The sequence below is a fragment of the Okibacterium sp. AC114 genome (assembly GCF_979253355.1).
Map to the genome: position 1 here is coordinate 296,563 of NZ_CEEDBR010000001.1, position 14,236 is coordinate 310,798.

The following is a 14,236-nucleotide window of genomic DNA, read 5'->3' on the forward strand; positions in this document are numbered from 1 at the left end:
ATGCTAGCCGTTAGCGCAGGGCGACGGCGTCGTGGGTGGCGATTCCGACGGTGACGCCGGGTTGGCGCAGGCTGCCGATGGTCTGGTTGGTGTGGGCGACGATCTGTTCGCCGGTGGTGACGACGCCGTCGTAGTCGCTGTCGCTGGTGGTGTGGGCGTTGCTGACGAGCACGGTGTCGTAGCCGCGGCCCGAGGCGCTGAGCGTGGTGGTGATGACGCAGTAGTCGGTTTGGGCGCCGGTGATGACGAGTCGCTTGGTGCCGAGTTCGTCGAGGATGGGGGTGAGTTCGGTGTCGGCGAAGGAGTCCCGGTAGGTCTTGTAGACACGGGGTTCGCCGTCGAGCGGCTCGATGGCGGGGTCGAATTGCCATTCGTGGCTGCCGCGGGGCATGCCCTCGTCTTCGTGTTGCACGAACACGACCGGGGTTCCTTCGGCGCGGGCCCGTTCGATGAGGGTGCGCGTGTTGCGCAGGACGCGTTCGGTGTCGAAGCATCCGGGCAGCACATCGTTTTGCAGGTCGATGACGAGCAGGGTGGTGGTCGAGGGGATGGTCTCGGTCATGAGCTCATTCTCCCGCTGCATGCACGCCTGGGGTAGTGCTTCGGGGTGTCAGCCGAGCAGCAGTTGGCGCAGCGCGTCGACGGAGTGGACGACGGCGATGGCGCCGTCGGCTTCGGCGGGTGAGCCGTAGCCCCATTCGACGAGCACGGTGGGGATGCCGTGGGCGGCGGCCCCGGTGACGTCGTGGTGGCGGTCGCCGACCATGATGGTTTGGCTGAGGTCGATGCCTTTGTCGGTGAGGCGGCGCACGGCTTCGGCGACGACGTCGGCTTTGGCGCTGCGCACTTCGTCTTCGCTGGCGCCGGTGATGACGTCGAATTTGTCGGTGAGTCCGTAGTGTTCGAGGATCACGAGGGCTTGCGATTCGGGCTTGCTGGTGGCGAGGGCCAGGGGGATGCCGGCGTTCTTCAGGCTGGTGAGCAGCCCGCCGATGCCGGGGAAGATGGCGCTGTCGTGGGCGGCTCCGACTTCGGCGACCTGACGGCGGTAGATGGTGAGGGCTTCTTGCGATTGTTCGGGGTCGAGCCCGGCGAAGTCGCGGAAGGAGTCGAGGATGGGCGGGCCCACGTAGCGCAGCAGTTCTTGCTGGCTGGGCACGGGCAGCCCGAGCTCAGTCAGCGTGCTGGCGAGTCGTCCGGTGATGCCGGGTGCGGAGTCGACGATGGTGCCGTCGAGGTCGAACAGGATGCATGTCCAGTTTCGGGTCAGGACCGGGGATTCGATTGTCACGTCATCCATGCTAGCCCGCTCCGGTGAACAGTCGTTGCCACGCGGGAGAACGGTGAGAGCGCGGACATCGGGCCCCGCGCTTCGCCGGCGGTGTGCCGGCGATCGGCCCGTGATCGCCTAGAACAGGCGGCTGTGGCCGTCGTCGATGCCGCGCATGGCGTCGTAGTCGAGCACGAGGCAGCGGATGCCGCGGTCTTCGGCCAGGGTGCGCGCCTGCGGTTTGATCTCCTGTGCCGCGAATACGCCCGTGACGGGGGCGAGGTGCGGGTCGCGGTTCATGAGCTCGAGGTAGCGCGTGAGCTGTTCGACGCCGTCGATGTCGCCGCGCCGTTTGAGCTCGACGGCCACCGATTTGCCGGCGGCGTCTCGGGCCAGGATGTCGACGGGCCCGATGGCGGTCATATATTCGCGGCGCACGAGGGTGTGCCCGTCGCCCAGCAGCTCGATCTGTTCGGCGAGCAGCTTCTGCAGGTGCGCTTCGACGCCGTCCTTCTGCAAGCCGGGGTCGACGCCCAGATCGTGTGCGGAGTCGTGGAGGACGTCGTAGATCGACACGACGAGCAGGTCGGCCGTCTTGGCGTGCGTCACCTTCCACACCTGCGTGATGCCGGCCTCGGCCTGTTCGGGCTCTGGTTCGGCCACGGTCAGGGTGCACGGCGGGCTCATCCAGTTGAGTGGTTTGTAGCTGCCGCCGTCCGAGTGGATGAGGACGCTTCCGTCGCTCTTCAACATGAGCAACCGGGTTGCCAGAGGCAGGTGGGCCGAGAGTCGGCCGGCGTAGTCCACGGAGCATTTCGCAATAACCAGTCGCACCCATCGAGAGTAGCCGATGCCGGCCGCGCCTTGGCCGCGCCGATGGACCCCGGCTCGCCGCCCGGGCGCGTGCGGGGCGGACGGGTCATCCCCGCCGCCCCGCACATCCTGCCCTCAGGCCCAGGCTACGACGCAGGCTTGAGCGCAGATCGTCGTGACGAGGCGCTCCGTGAGCGGCTATGCGCCCGCCGCCGGGGGAGTCGTGTCATCGGAGGAAGCCCGACGATTGCGTCGCCTGAGGAGATATGCCGCTGCGCCGAGCACCACCGCTCCGGCAGCCCCGATGCCGATTGCGACGGACTCGGACCCGGTGTCCGCGAGAGCCGAGTTCGCGGGCTTGAGGGGTGGGACGGGCGATCCGGGGCGGCCCGTCACCGAGGCTGGCTGCGTCGGGACTCCCGCCGGGGCCGGCACCGGCGGGGGAGTCGCGCGGCCCGATGGGTTGTCGGTCGGCACGAGCGTGGGGGCGGGGGCCGGGTTGGGCGCGGGCGTCGGCGTCGGCGTCGGGGTGAGCGTGGGGTTCGATGCAGGAGTGGGGACGGGCGCCGGGGTGGGCGTGGGCGATGGTGTGGGCGTGGGCGATGGTGCGGCCGTCGGCCTGGGCGTCGCCGTGGGAGCAAGTGGCGTGGGCGTGGGCGTAGGCGTCGGAACGTCGCCCGGCGCCAGCACGAGATCCGCGCTGGCCCGATCGGCTCCGAATGCCCAGTCATCGATCGAGCGCAGATCGCCCCACGACCCGGTCGACCCGCTGTTCATATTCGGGTTGCGGTCGGCTGCCGTGTCGTCGGGAGCCCACCGGTGCAGGCCCCCGAGGGAGTCCAGCCCGCCAGCCGGGGAGGTCGACGGCGCCGACACCGAGTACCGCGCCGCCGAGGTGCCCGCGAAAAGCGAGTCGTCGAAGTGCACGGATCGTGGCGCTGTCGTGCCGCCGGTCAACCGATCGATCTCGATCCCTCCGATGGACCGTTCGGCGTCGATCCGCAGGAAGTGAGCTTCGTTGGTGCGCGACACCGTGGCGCGCATCGCCACCGGCGAGGTGACAGGGGTGGCGACGCCTGCCCCGTTCTTGCCATCCCAGTCGAGCGTGAACGGCCCTGTGCGCGGGACCGTGCGGCTCAGCCGAACGTCTGCCGGGCCGTCGAAGCGCCCGTCGCCGTCCGCATCGATCTGAACGTCGACGGTGCCGGGTTGCGTGGGCAGGGTTCCCGTCAGGACGCCGGCATTCGCGCTGGCGATTCGGCGCGCGAACGTCAGGCCCGTGACCTGCGGAGCCGAGTAGCGCGCGCCGAGCCAGGTGTCGGAGGTGCGGCCATCCGCCCACCGGGGTGCCGTCGCCGGGAGGTCTGTAGCGGGCGTCTCGAAGAAGAGGCGATAGCGATCGAGCCCCGCGCAGTCTGCCGCGTCCGAGGGTTGCCGGAACGTGCGCCCGATGCTGTTCCCCTCGGGTGATGTCGGCATCGGCACCGAGCGGTAGGTGGGCGCGCACTCCGGGTCGCCGACCGCCGTGTTGCCCTTATTGGTCACCTGGAGGGTCGAGTCGATGCCGTCGTACGCACGAAGCACCTGCCGGTAGAGCCCGCCCGTGCGGGTCAGGGCGAAGAGTGTGATGTCGGCGGGTGGGCCCGTGTGCACGCCCAGCGACTCGGTGAAGACCCGCCCTGCCACGCGCGACCCATCGCGGTGGACGCCGACCTCCCAGGTGAGGTTCGCGCCACGGATCTCGGGCGCGGGCGGCCGGTCTTCGACCACGATCGACCAGACGCCCTCCTCCGTCGACACGCGCTCCGAGCCCACGATGGTCGTCGCGGGCGTTGAGGCATCGAGCGTGAGCCGGTCTGTGACCACGCCGGACGGTGATGTGATCGTCACGGTCGACGGCGCCCACGAGTCTTGCGGCGCCGAACTGCGGCGGAATGCGGCGCGCACCGTATCGCCGGGTTTGGTGTAGGCGAAGAGGGTCGTTTTCAGCCGATTGGTCATGCCTCCTTGGACGAGGACCCCCGGGAGCGTCTCGGTCAACGTCGTGGGTGTAGCCATCCTCGTGCTGCCGAGGAGTGGCGACGCGGAGACGCTGTGCGCCGCGGCCGCCGGGGAGGCAGCCGCGGTGGTGGCCAGGGCGACGAGCCCCAGGCATCCGACCACGCGCCTGCCACGTTTGAAACGCCGGGGCGGGAATGGTTCGCCCCGATAGCTCTCGGATGCGGGGGGACGCAGGAGTGGCCGAGACGCGGGTTGTGGGCGGGGCGGGGCGGTCGTGAGATCGGAGGGCATGTGTTGCTCGCTTTCGAGACGGTCTGACGCGACATCCGGGTGATGTCGTCTGTCAGGCCATCCAACGACGAACGGGCGTCAGGCGGCGGGGGTTCGGGCGAACGGTGGAGAGACCGCGCAAAACCGGCCTGTGGAGAACCTCCTGCGCCGCTAACGCCGCGGGTTCTGCTCGCGCGCGGCGGGCGACGCGAGACCCGCCATGACCACGAGGCCGAGCACCACGAAGAGTGCGTTCAGCAGGCCGATGTGTTCGCCCAAAAGGCCAATCACGGGCGGCCCGACGAGGAACGCGAAGTAGCCGATCATGGCGACGGCACTCACGCGGGCCGCGGCATTGCGCGAGTCATCCGCAGCCGCCGACATGCCCACCGGGAACCCGAGCGCCGAACCCATACCCCACAGCACCGTGCCGATCACACCGAGCCACAGCACGGGGCTGAGGATGAACAAGGCCAGCCCGACCACAGCGCTGAGCGCCGACACCCGCAGCACGGGAACGCGCCCGAACCGGTCGATGAGCGGACCGCCCACCACGCGACCCACCGTCATGGCCACCACGAACACGCTGAACACCAGCGCACCCGTCGCATTCGTCGTGTCGTAGCCGTCGACCACGGCCAGGGTCAGCCAGTCGTTCGCGCTTCCCTCGGCAAAAGCCATGCCCAGCATGATGACGCCGATCATGATGAGGCGTCCGTCCTTCCACACCACCAGGCCGGCCCGCAGGCGCTCGCCGAGAGAGATGCGGTCAGCGGATGCCGCAGCCCCCGCATCCGCCCCACCCACGTCGCCCAGCTCATCGCGCTCGGGCACGTATCGCACCGTGAACACGATGACCACGGCTATGAGCACCGCCATGCCGAGCGTGTGCCACAACACCGAGACGCCCAGCGCCGCCATGCCGGCACCGATGCCGGCGCCGATGACCGTGCCCAGGCTGAAGCTGGCGTGCATGAGCGGCAGAACGGTTTTGCCGATCTCTTTCTCGGCGGCCGCGCCTTCGACGTTCATCATCACGTCGACCGAACCGTTGCCGAAACCGAACAGGATGAGGCCGACGAGCACCACGGCGGGTGCCTCGAACAGCACCGCCCCCGAGCCGATGAGGGCCAGACCGACCGAGACCGTGACGAGCGAGAACACCATGCCGCGGCGGGGCCCGAAACGGCCCATGATCAGCTGCGCGGCGATCAAGCCGACGATGGAACCGGCCGACATTCCGAGGATGAGCAGGCCGATCTCGCCCGTCGAGAGGCCCAGTCCGTCTCGGATCGCGGGCAGGCGCGCGACCCACGTCGACACGCTCAGGCCACTGAGCGCGAAGACCACGAAGATCGCGTTCCTCCACGCCGAGAGTTCTCGGCGTGGGCGGGTTTTCAGGGTTGTCTGCTCTGACATCGTCTCTCGCATCTGGTGGCGGTTCCGTCTCAATCGAATCGATTCGATCGTGCACTAAGCTAGCAGACCATGGAGCCGGAATCACGGGCGCGACCCACCCTCGCCGCGGTCGCGCAGCGCGCGGGTGTCTCGCCGTCGACGGCCTCGCTCGCGTTCAGCGGCACGGGCCCGGTGTCCGACGCCACGCGCGACAAAGTGCTGCAGGCGGCCCGTGACCTGGGTTACGCCGGCCCCGATCCCCGCGCCCGATCTTTGCGGCGCGGGCGCAGCGGCATCATCGCGGCCGTCATCCCCGACAGCATCCGCATCTCGTTCCTCGACCCCGTGCTGATCCAGACGCTCGACGGGCTCGCCGACGAACTCACCACCATCGGCGCGAGCCTGCTTCTCATCCCCGACACGGGCGACGGTGAAGCATCCGTGGCCCAAGCCCCCGTCGACGCGGTCGTGCTCATGGGCTGCAGCGATTCGTCGGCCACCATGATCGAGGCGCTCGGCCGCCGCGGCATCCCCGTCGTGTCGATCGAAGGCGTCGACGCACCCGGTTTCGTGCCCGTCAACGTCGACAACCGCGACGGTGAGCGCATGGCCGCCGAATATGTGCGCTCCTTCGGCCATACGCGCGTGGCGCAGGTCGCCCTGCAGACCACGCGCGGCGGCGAGCGCGGTTTCGTCGGCGACGAGTGGCGCTCGCTCGTCACCGTGCAGAGCACCCGCGAGCGGTGGATCGGGGCCGACGAGATCTTCCCCGGCATCCGCACCTGGGCCACGCGCGGCTCGCGCATCGAAGAAGGGCACCGCGGCGGGATGGCGCTCCTCGACGTCCCCGCCGACGCACGACCCACGGCCATCCTGGCGCAGAGCGACCTGCTCGCGGCCGGCGTGATCGGCGCGGCCGAGGAGTTGGGGCTCAGCGTGCCGGGCGATCTCAGCGTGATCGGGTTCGACGGCATCCGGGTCGAGGGTCTGGGCCACGACCTCAGCACCATCGTGCAACCCTCCCGGCCGAAGGGGGTTGCGGCGGGTCGCATCCTGCGCAGTATGCTCGCCGGAGAAGCCGCCGAAGAAGCGAACTTCCCGGTGCGGCTGCACCCGGGCGGAACGGTCGCGAAGCCGTAGTCAGCAGCGCAAACGCGAGAGGAATTCGATGTCGAACCCCGAAACGGTCCTGCCGGAGGCGGCGCGCATCGCCGCCGAGCTGGCCCCCACCTACCGTGATCTGCACAAGCATCCCGAGCTCGCCTTCCAGGAATTCCGCACGGCGGGGCTTGCCGCGCGCACGCTCATGGACCTGGGCTTCGAGGTCACCGAGGGCATCGGCCAGACGGGCGTCGTGGGGGTGCTGACCAACGGCGACGGGCCGACCGTGCTGCTGCGCGCCGACATGGATGCCCTGCCGGTCGAAGAGCGCACGGGCCTCGACTACGCCTCCACCGACAGGGCAACGGATGAGTCGGGCGCCGACGTGCCCGTCATGCACGCGTGCGGCCACGACGTGCACGTGACCGCGCTGCTCGGCGCCGCAGAACTGCTCGTCGGATGCCGCGACGACTGGTCCGGCACCCTCATAACACTCTTCCAGCCGGCCGAGGAGGGCGGCGGGGGAGCCCAGGCCATGATCGACGACGCGCTGTTCGACAAGGTGCCGCGCCCCGATGTGGTGCTCGGCCAGCACGTCGCGCCGCTCGGCGCCGGCCTGATCGGCCTGCACCCCGGTCCGGCCTTCGCCGCGACGGATGCTTTCGAGATCACGTTGCACGGCCGCGGGGGCCACGGTTCGCGCCCCGAGCTGACGGTCGATCCCGTCGTGCTCGCCGCCGCCACGGTCATGCGCCTGCAGACGGTGGTCTCGCGCGAGATCGCCGGAACCGAGACGGCCGTCCTCACCGTCGGCACCCTGCACGCCGGCACGAAGAACAACATCATCGCCGACCACGCCACCCTCGGCGTCAACGTGCGCAGCTACGACGCGGTCACACGCGACCGGGTCGTCGAGTCCATGACGCGCATCGTGCACGCCGAGGCGCAGGCCTCCGACGCGCCCCGCGAGCCCGAGATCGTCGCCACCGAGTCGTTCCCGGTGCTGGTCAACGACCCGGATGCCTCGGCGCGCACGCGTTCCGCCTTCGCCCGCGTGTTCGGTGACGAGCAGGTCATCGACCCGGGTGTCGTCACGGGCAGCGAGGATGTCGGCCTGCTCGCGACCGAGGCGGGGGTGCCGCTCGTCTACTGGCTGCTCGGCGGAGCCGAACTCGAAGCGTTCCAGGCCGCCTACGCCACGGGCCGCCTCGACGCCCTGCCCTCCAACCATTCGCCCCTTTTCGCCCCCGTCATCGAACCCACCCTCACGGTGGGTGTCGCGGCCCTCGCCACGGCCGCGCTCGAGTGGCTCGACGAGCGGTCGCTGCCGGGGGTGTGATCGGCACGCCGACCTGTTGCGTCGGGGGTGTGAGGTAGCGTGAAAGCACCCATGCCAAGCCGCTACACCCGCACCCGAACCGCCTCCCGTCGACGCCGCACGCGCCTCCCGCTCGCGGCCCTCATTCTCGTCCTCGCGATTGCCGCAGCTGTCGCACTGTGGCCGAAACTCTTCGCTCAGACATCCGACCCACTCTCGCCCGGAGCCTCGAACACGGGTCTGCGCGAGGCCGGCCTCGTCGTCTCGGTCGAGGGCGTCGAGCGCATCGACGCGGATGCCGCACGAACGTTGGTGGGCGGCATCCCTTCGAGCGAGGGGTCGTCGGGCGGTGCGCGCTACGACCGCGACCTGTTCGGGCAGCGCTGGGCCGACCTCGACCGCAACGGCTGCGATCAGCGCAACGACGTGCTGCGGCGCGATCTAACCACCTTCGTCGTGCAGCCCGGCACCCAGAATTGCGTCGTCGCGTCTGGCGTGCTGAACGATCTCTACAGCGGCGAGGACATCCGATTCGTGAAGGGCGAGCAGTCGAGCGCCGACGTGCAGATCGACCACGTCGTGCCGCTGTCGTGGGCGTGGCGGCATGGCGCCTTCGCGTGGTCGGCCGAGGAACGCGAGCGATTCGCGAACGACTTCGACAACCTTTTGGCGGTCGACGGCCCGACGAACACGTCGAAATCCGATTCGGGTCCGGCCGAATGGATGCCGCCCCGCCGTGAGTTCGCGTGCGAATACGTGGCGCGCTTCACCGTGGTCCTGGCGGAATACGACCTCGGCGTCGACCGCGCCGACCGCTCGGCCATCGAATCGGCCCTCGGCACCTGCCCGTAGGAAACCGCGCGCCGAGAACCCGCGCGCCGAGAACCCGCGACGCCGAGTACCCGCGACGCCGACGAAGGTCGCGCCCGGAAACAACGAAGGCGAGACATCCTCTCGGAATGCCTCGCCTTCGCGTGTGTCACCGCACAGAGCGACTAGCGACTAGCGACTAGCCCAGGTGCACGGCCTTCTCGTCACCCGTGGGCAACAGACTCTCTTTCGAGCCACGAATGAAGACGGCGGCCAGGATGGATGCCACCACGAGCGCCACGGCCGTCGCGATGAACGCGGCCGAATAACCCGTCGTGAACGCCGTGAACTGCGAGGCCTTGTCGACGACCTCGACACCCGCGACCGCGCCGGCGTACACCGTGGTGAACACCGACAGCCCGATCGAGCCGCCGATCTGCATGGCCGCGTTGGCCGTTGCCGAGGCGGCACCCGCGTCGTGCGGGGCGACACCCGACAGCGCCAGGTTCTGGATGGGGACGAACAGCATGGCCATGCCGACACCCAGGATGAGCAGCGCGGGCAGCACCTGCACGAGGTAGGAGCCGTCGGGCGTGATGCGGCTGAGGTAGACGAGGCCGACGGCCGCGATGAGCGGTCCGACGATGAGCAGCACGCGCGGGCCGATCTTGGGCAGCAGCTTGGTGGCGATGGGTGCCGTCACCATGATGGCCAGCGTCATGGGCAGCGTGGCCAGACCCGCCTCGAGGGGCGGGAAGCCGAGCACGATCTGCAGGTGGAAGGTGAGGTAGAGCATGGCGCCGATCATGACGCTGCCGACGATCATCTGGATGAGGAACGCACCGCCGCGCACGCGGTCGGTGACCACGCGCAGGGGCAACAGAGGCTGGGCCACGCGCGATTCGATGAACACGAACAGCGCGAGCAGGCCGGCACCGAGCGCCAGGAAGCCGATGGTCTCGGCCGAACCCCAACCCTCTTCGGCGCGCGTGAAACCGTAGACGAGCGCGCCCAGTCCGAGCGCCACCGTGAGGGCACCCCACAGGTCGTACTTGTTGTCGCCCTCGGCTTTGCTCTCGGTGACGAGGATCATGCCCGCGACGAGGCCCACGAGCACGAACGGCACGTTGACGAGCAGGCACCAGCGCCAGTCGGCGAATTCGGTGAGCACGCCGCCCAGCACGAGGCCGACCGCGGCGCCCGCGCCGGCGACGGTTCCGAACACGGCGAAGGCGGTGTTGCGGTCACGGCCGTGCGTGAACGTGACGGTCAACAGGGCCAGGGCCGCGGGAGCCATGAGCGCCGCGAACACGCCCTGCAGGCCGCGCGCGATGATGAGTTCGGTGCCCGACTGGGCGAGGCCACCGAAGGCGGATGCGGCGCCGAAACCGACCATGCCGACGAGGTAGGTGCGTTTGCGGCCCCAGTAGTCGGCGATGCGTCCGCCGAGCAACAGCAGGGCGCCGAACGCCAGCACGTAGGCCGTGATGACCCATTGGCGCTGCGTGTCGGTCAGCCCGAGCTCCTGCTGCGCGGCGGGCAGGGCGATGTTGACGATGGTGCCGTCGAGCACCACGATCAGCTGCGTCAGCGCGAGGACGACGAGCACCCACCAGCGGCGGGAGCCGGAACTCGTGCGCGAACCCGCGGCGGAGCCGGTGGCCGAGGCGGACGGAGACGTGTGTGTAGACAAAGAAATACCCTTCGATCGGATCAGGCGCTGGGGGTTTTCAGCCCCAGATCGATACTCCGGTCACAACACGGGCATCAACCACCCCGACCGATCGGTCGGGCAGATCTTCTATCTTATCAGCCGCGGGGGCTCGCGTAAGCCTGGCCCACAGAACCTAGAAACCTTCCGAGGCGCGCACGACATAAGGCTCTTCGAGGCGCGCGAGCTCGGCCTCCGTCAGCGTGATCGAGACGGAGGCGACGGCATCCTCGAGGTGACTCATCTTCGTCGCGCCCACGATGGGGGAGGTCACGGCGACCTGCTGCCGCACCCACGCGAGAGCTACTTGTGCCCGCGGAATCCCGCGCTCGGAGGCGACGGCGGCCACGGCATCCGAGATGGCCCGGTCGCCCTCTTCGCGCTGCGTGTAGAGGGTCTGGCCGAAGGTGTCGGTCTCGCTGCGGTCGGTCGTCTCGTCCCAATCCCGCGTGAGCTTGCCGCGCGCGAGCGGCGACCAGGGCAGCACGCCCACACCCTGGTCGAGGCAGAACGGATGCATTTCCCGCTCCTCTTCGCGGTTGATCAGGTTGTACTGATCCTGCATCGACACGAAGCGTGTCCACCCGCCGAGATCGGCCGTGTACTGCGCCTTCGCGAACTGCCACGCGAACATCGACGACGCCCCGATGTAGCGCGCCTTGCCGGCCTTGACGACGTCGTGCAGCGCCTCCATGGTCTCTTCGATGGGCGTCTCCGGGTCCCAGCGGTGGATCTGGTAGAGGTCGACGTAGTCGGTGCCGAGGCGCCGCAGGCTGTCGTCGATGGACGACATGATGTGCCCGCGCGACAGGCCGGCGCCGTTGGGGCCCGGACGCATGCGCCCGTGCACCTTGGTGGCGAGCACGATCTCTTCGCGCGTGGCGTAGTCGGCCAGCGCGCGCCCCACGTACTCCTCGCTCGTGCCGGCCGAATAGACGTCGGCGGTGTCGAACGTGGTGATGCCGAGCTCGAGGGCGCGGCGGATGAAGGGGCGACTCTCGTCTTCGCTCAGCGTCCACGCGTGCGCGCCCTGGGCCGAGGCGCCGTAGCTCATGCATCCGAGTGTGACGGCCGAAACCCGCAGGCCGCTGCTGCCGAGGCGAACGTAGTCCATGTCTTCTCCTAGCCGGCCGTGCGCGTGACGGCGTCGCTGACGCTTCCGGTGCCCAATTCCATCACGAAACCATCGGTCGGTGACGAGGGAAATCGACGCAAACTGACACGCAGGTCTTGATGGGGAACCGTATAGACGGTGTCGCGCGTGAGCAGCTTGATGGTCTCGACCATCAGGTCGACCGTCACGGGTTCGCCCGGGCACCGGTGTCCGCCGGGTGCGCTGCCGCCGCCCTGCGGGATGAGCGTGTTCGGTTCGATGGCCACGCCCGCGAAACGGTCGGGGTCGAAACGGCCGGGCGCCTCCCAGGTGTCGGGCGAGTGGTTGGTGCCGTACAGGTCGAGCATCATCCACTGACCGCGGCGGATGCGGCTGCCGTCCAACTCTAGGTCGCGCGTCGCCGTGCCACCGATCACGGGGAAGAAGGGGTAGAACCGGCGCACCTCGTTGGCGAAATCGCGCAGCCGGTCGTCGTTGCCGTTCTCGAAGCGTTCGCGCCACGCGGGGTGCCGATGCAGCGCGAGCGCGCAGAACACCACGAAGCGGGCAACGGCAACGGTCGGTCGCAGCAGATTCAGCAGCTCCACCGTCGCCACCTCGGTGGGGAGCCTCTCGCCCGTCGTGGGGTCGCGATAGAGGGCGACCTTCGCGAGAGGGGTATCGGCGGCATCGGCGGCGGAGCCGCTGTCGTCGGCGCGCGAACGCATGCCCTCGATGAGACCGTTCGACCATTCTTCGCTGCGCCGACGGATGGCTCGAGCCCGCCAGTTCACGGGACCGACCGTGCCCCCGCGCGCCACCATCTCGCCGAACTCCTCGGTGCGCAGGTCGACGGATGCGTCATCCGCCTCGATGCCCGCCCAGTCGAGCACGGCCCGCGTCAGCACACGCGTGGATGCGTCGAGCAACGTCACGCGCCCGCTCGCCGTCCACTCGCCCAACGACCTGAGCCAGGCGCGGCGGTACGCGGCCACGAGCGCGTCGCGGCTGTCATCCGACGACGAGACATCGATGAAGAACGCCTTGCGATCGCGGTGCGCCTCGCCCTCGAGCGACTGCACGCTGCCCTCGTCCTGCAGCAGGTGCATGACCGAGCGCGGCATGGCGTTCTTGCGCCCGAAGCGTCCGCCTTCGTAGAAGAAGCGGGCGGCGTCGACGCCCTGGCCGAAGACGACGGGCCGGCCCATCAGGCGCCCGCGGAAGGCGTTTCCGCCCACCCGATCGAGGCGGCGGCGCCCGAAGAGGTAGCCGTCCTTCAGGAAGCCGATGGTGGAGTCGAGTTCTCGCGTGCGGGGGATCATGGGGTCCTTTCGCGGGTGGGCAGACGAAAACGGCCGGCGGTGCCCGCTGCGCGCCGAAACGCGTCGCGAGACATCCGCCGGCCGGTCGTCGTTACGGGGTGGGCATGCCGCCGTTGACGTTGAGCGTCTCTCCGACGACGAAGCTCGACTCGCCCGACGCGAGGAACACGTAGGCGGGCGCCAGCTCGGCCGGCTGTCCGGCACGGCCGAGTGGCGTGGACTTGCCGAACTCGGGCAGATCCTCGGGCGGCTGACCGTCTGAGGTCTGCAGCGCGGTCCACACGGGTCCGGGGGCCACGGTGTTCACGCGGATGCCGCGCGGCGCCAGCTGCTGAGCGAGCGACTTCGAGAAGGTGTTGATCGACGCCTTGGTGGTGGCGTAGTCGACCAGGATCGGCGCCGGGCTGTACGCCTCGACCGACGTCGTGTTGATGATGGTCGACCCGGGTTTCAGGTGCGGCAGCGCGGCCTTCGTGATCCAGAACATGGCGTACACGTTGGTCTTGAAGGTGTGATCGAACTGCTCGTCGGTCAGGTCTTCGAGCTTCTCCTGGTAGACCTGCTTGCCGCCGTTGTTGACGACGATGTCGAGGCCGCCGAGTTCCGACACGGCTGTGGAGACGAGTTCACGGCAGTACTCCGGGTCTTTCAGATCGCCCGGCACGGTGACGGCCTTGCGACCGGCCGCCTCGATGAGCGCCACGATCTTCTGCGCGTCGGCCTCTTCTTCTGGCAGGTACGACAGCACCACGTCGGCGCCCTCGCGGGCGTAGGCGATGGCCGTTGCCGCGCCGATGCCCGAGTCGCCGCCCGTGATGAGCGCCTTGCGGCCCTCGAGGCGGCCCGTGCCGCGGTAGCTGTCCTCGCCGAGGTCGGGTTTCGGTTCGATGTCCTTCTCGAGGCCGGGCTCGGGTTTCTCCTGCTCGGGCGGCTCGATGCTGGGGTAACGGGTGGTCGGGTCGTCGAATGCGTACTGATCTTTCGTCATCGTTCTACCTTCCATAAATTGGCGGGTCGGTGGGTCGCACCGACGTCTTCCACGCTATAAACCGGGCCCCGCGCGCATCCAGGGGTTGACAGATTTCGGGGATGCATCGACGCGCGTCCCCCGCACGAGGGGTGTCGTATA

Annotated in this window: 12 protein-coding genes; 3 read left to right on the top strand and 9 right to left on the bottom strand. The window is 69.1% G+C overall.

What is annotated here, in order from left to right; translation table 11 throughout:
- Positions 1-10: 10 nt before the first annotated feature.
- From ACZ6IE_RS01425 to ACZ6IE_RS01445, 5 genes are all read right to left on the bottom strand, one after another.
- Complete coding sequence (locus tag ACZ6IE_RS01425) at positions 11-562, bottom strand: cysteine hydrolase family protein (RefSeq protein WP_464606443.1); 552 nt, start codon at positions 560-562, stop codon at positions 11-13.
- A gap of 48 nt (positions 563-610) precedes the next feature.
- Positions 611-1,300: an HAD hydrolase-like protein gene (locus ACZ6IE_RS01430; RefSeq protein ID WP_464606444.1), complete on the bottom strand. Its 690-nt coding sequence runs from the start codon at positions 1,298-1,300 to the stop codon at positions 611-613.
- A gap of 108 nt (positions 1,301-1,408) precedes the next feature.
- Positions 1,409-2,104, bottom strand: coding sequence for an endonuclease NucS (gene nucS / locus ACZ6IE_RS01435; RefSeq protein WP_464606445.1), 696 nt, complete (start codon positions 2,102-2,104; stop codon positions 1,409-1,411).
- Between the two features lie 177 nt (positions 2,105-2,281).
- Entirely contained in the window at positions 2,282-4,084 is a 1,803-nt protein-coding gene (locus tag ACZ6IE_RS01440) for an LPXTG cell wall anchor domain-containing protein (RefSeq protein WP_464606446.1), read from the bottom strand.
- Between the two features lie 441 nt (positions 4,085-4,525).
- Positions 4,526-5,773 carry an MFS transporter gene (locus tag ACZ6IE_RS01445; RefSeq protein WP_464606447.1) on the bottom strand — a complete coding sequence of 416 codons (1,248 nt, stop codon included), beginning with the start codon at positions 5,771-5,773 and terminating at the stop codon, positions 4,526-4,528.
- A 69-nt stretch (positions 5,774-5,842) separates the two neighbouring features.
- On the opposite strand from ACZ6IE_RS01445, the gene ACZ6IE_RS01450 reads away from it, so the two are divergent.
- From ACZ6IE_RS01450 to ACZ6IE_RS01460, 3 genes are read left to right on the top strand one after another with little or no spacing between them, the layout of a single operon-like run.
- Positions 5,843-6,892, top strand: a complete 1,050-nt coding sequence (locus ACZ6IE_RS01450) for a LacI family DNA-binding transcriptional regulator (protein ID WP_464606448.1) — start codon at positions 5,843-5,845, stop codon at positions 6,890-6,892.
- Between the two features lie 28 nt (positions 6,893-6,920).
- Positions 6,921-8,192 (top strand): amidohydrolase, encoded by a 1,272-nt coding sequence (locus tag ACZ6IE_RS01455; protein ID WP_464606449.1) that lies wholly within the window; start codon positions 6,921-6,923, stop codon positions 8,190-8,192.
- Between the two features lie 51 nt (positions 8,193-8,243).
- Positions 8,244-9,023, top strand: coding sequence for an HNH endonuclease family protein (locus ACZ6IE_RS01460; RefSeq protein WP_464606450.1), 780 nt, complete (start codon positions 8,244-8,246; stop codon positions 9,021-9,023).
- Positions 9,024-9,180: 157 nt separating this feature from the next.
- On the opposite strand, the gene ACZ6IE_RS01465 is transcribed toward ACZ6IE_RS01460, so the two are convergent.
- The 4 genes from ACZ6IE_RS01465 to ACZ6IE_RS01480 form a co-directional block, all read right to left on the bottom strand.
- Positions 9,181-10,674: an MFS transporter gene (locus ACZ6IE_RS01465; protein ID WP_464606451.1), complete on the bottom strand. Its 1,494-nt coding sequence runs from the start codon at positions 10,672-10,674 to the stop codon at positions 9,181-9,183.
- Between the two features lie 154 nt (positions 10,675-10,828).
- Complete coding sequence (locus ACZ6IE_RS01470) at positions 10,829-11,806, bottom strand: aldo/keto reductase (RefSeq protein WP_464606452.1); 978 nt, start codon at positions 11,804-11,806, stop codon at positions 10,829-10,831.
- Between the two features lie 8 nt (positions 11,807-11,814).
- Positions 11,815-13,107, bottom strand: a complete 1,293-nt coding sequence (locus ACZ6IE_RS01475) for a cytochrome P450 (protein WP_464606453.1) — start codon at positions 13,105-13,107, stop codon at positions 11,815-11,817.
- Positions 13,108-13,198: 91 nt separating this feature from the next.
- Positions 13,199-14,095: a glucose 1-dehydrogenase gene (locus ACZ6IE_RS01480; RefSeq protein WP_464606454.1), complete on the bottom strand. Its 897-nt coding sequence runs from the start codon at positions 14,093-14,095 to the stop codon at positions 13,199-13,201.
- Between the last annotated feature and the right edge of the window lie 141 nt (positions 14,096-14,236).

Coding starts and splice junctions, on each gene's coding strand:
- ACZ6IE_RS01470 (WP_464606452.1), bottom strand. CDS start 11,806: ATGGACTACGTTCGCCTCGGCAGCAGCGGCCTGCGGGTTTCGGCCGTC.
- ACZ6IE_RS01480 (WP_464606454.1), bottom strand. CDS start 14,095: ATGACGAAAGATCAGTACGCATTCGACGACCCGACCACCCGTTACCCC.
- ACZ6IE_RS01430 (WP_464606444.1), bottom strand. CDS start 1,300: ATGGATGACGTGACAATCGAATCCCCGGTCCTGACCCGAAACTGGACA.
- ACZ6IE_RS01440 (WP_464606446.1), bottom strand. CDS start 4,084: ATGACCAATCGGCTGAAAACGACCCTCTTCGCCTACACCAAACCCGGC.
- ACZ6IE_RS01425 (WP_464606443.1), bottom strand. CDS start 562: ATGACCGAGACCATCCCCTCGACCACCACCCTGCTCGTCATCGACCTG.
- ACZ6IE_RS01475 (WP_464606453.1), bottom strand. CDS start 13,107: ATGATCCCCCGCACGCGAGAACTCGACTCCACCATCGGCTTCCTGAAG.
- ACZ6IE_RS01460 (WP_464606450.1), top strand. CDS start 8,244: ATGCCAAGCCGCTACACCCGCACCCGAACCGCCTCCCGTCGACGCCGC.
- ACZ6IE_RS01455 (WP_464606449.1), top strand. CDS start 6,921: ATGTCGAACCCCGAAACGGTCCTGCCGGAGGCGGCGCGCATCGCCGCC.
- ACZ6IE_RS01445 (WP_464606447.1), bottom strand. CDS start 5,773: ATGTCAGAGCAGACAACCCTGAAAACCCGCCCACGCCGAGAACTCTCG.
- ACZ6IE_RS01450 (WP_464606448.1), top strand. CDS start 5,843: ATGGAGCCGGAATCACGGGCGCGACCCACCCTCGCCGCGGTCGCGCAG.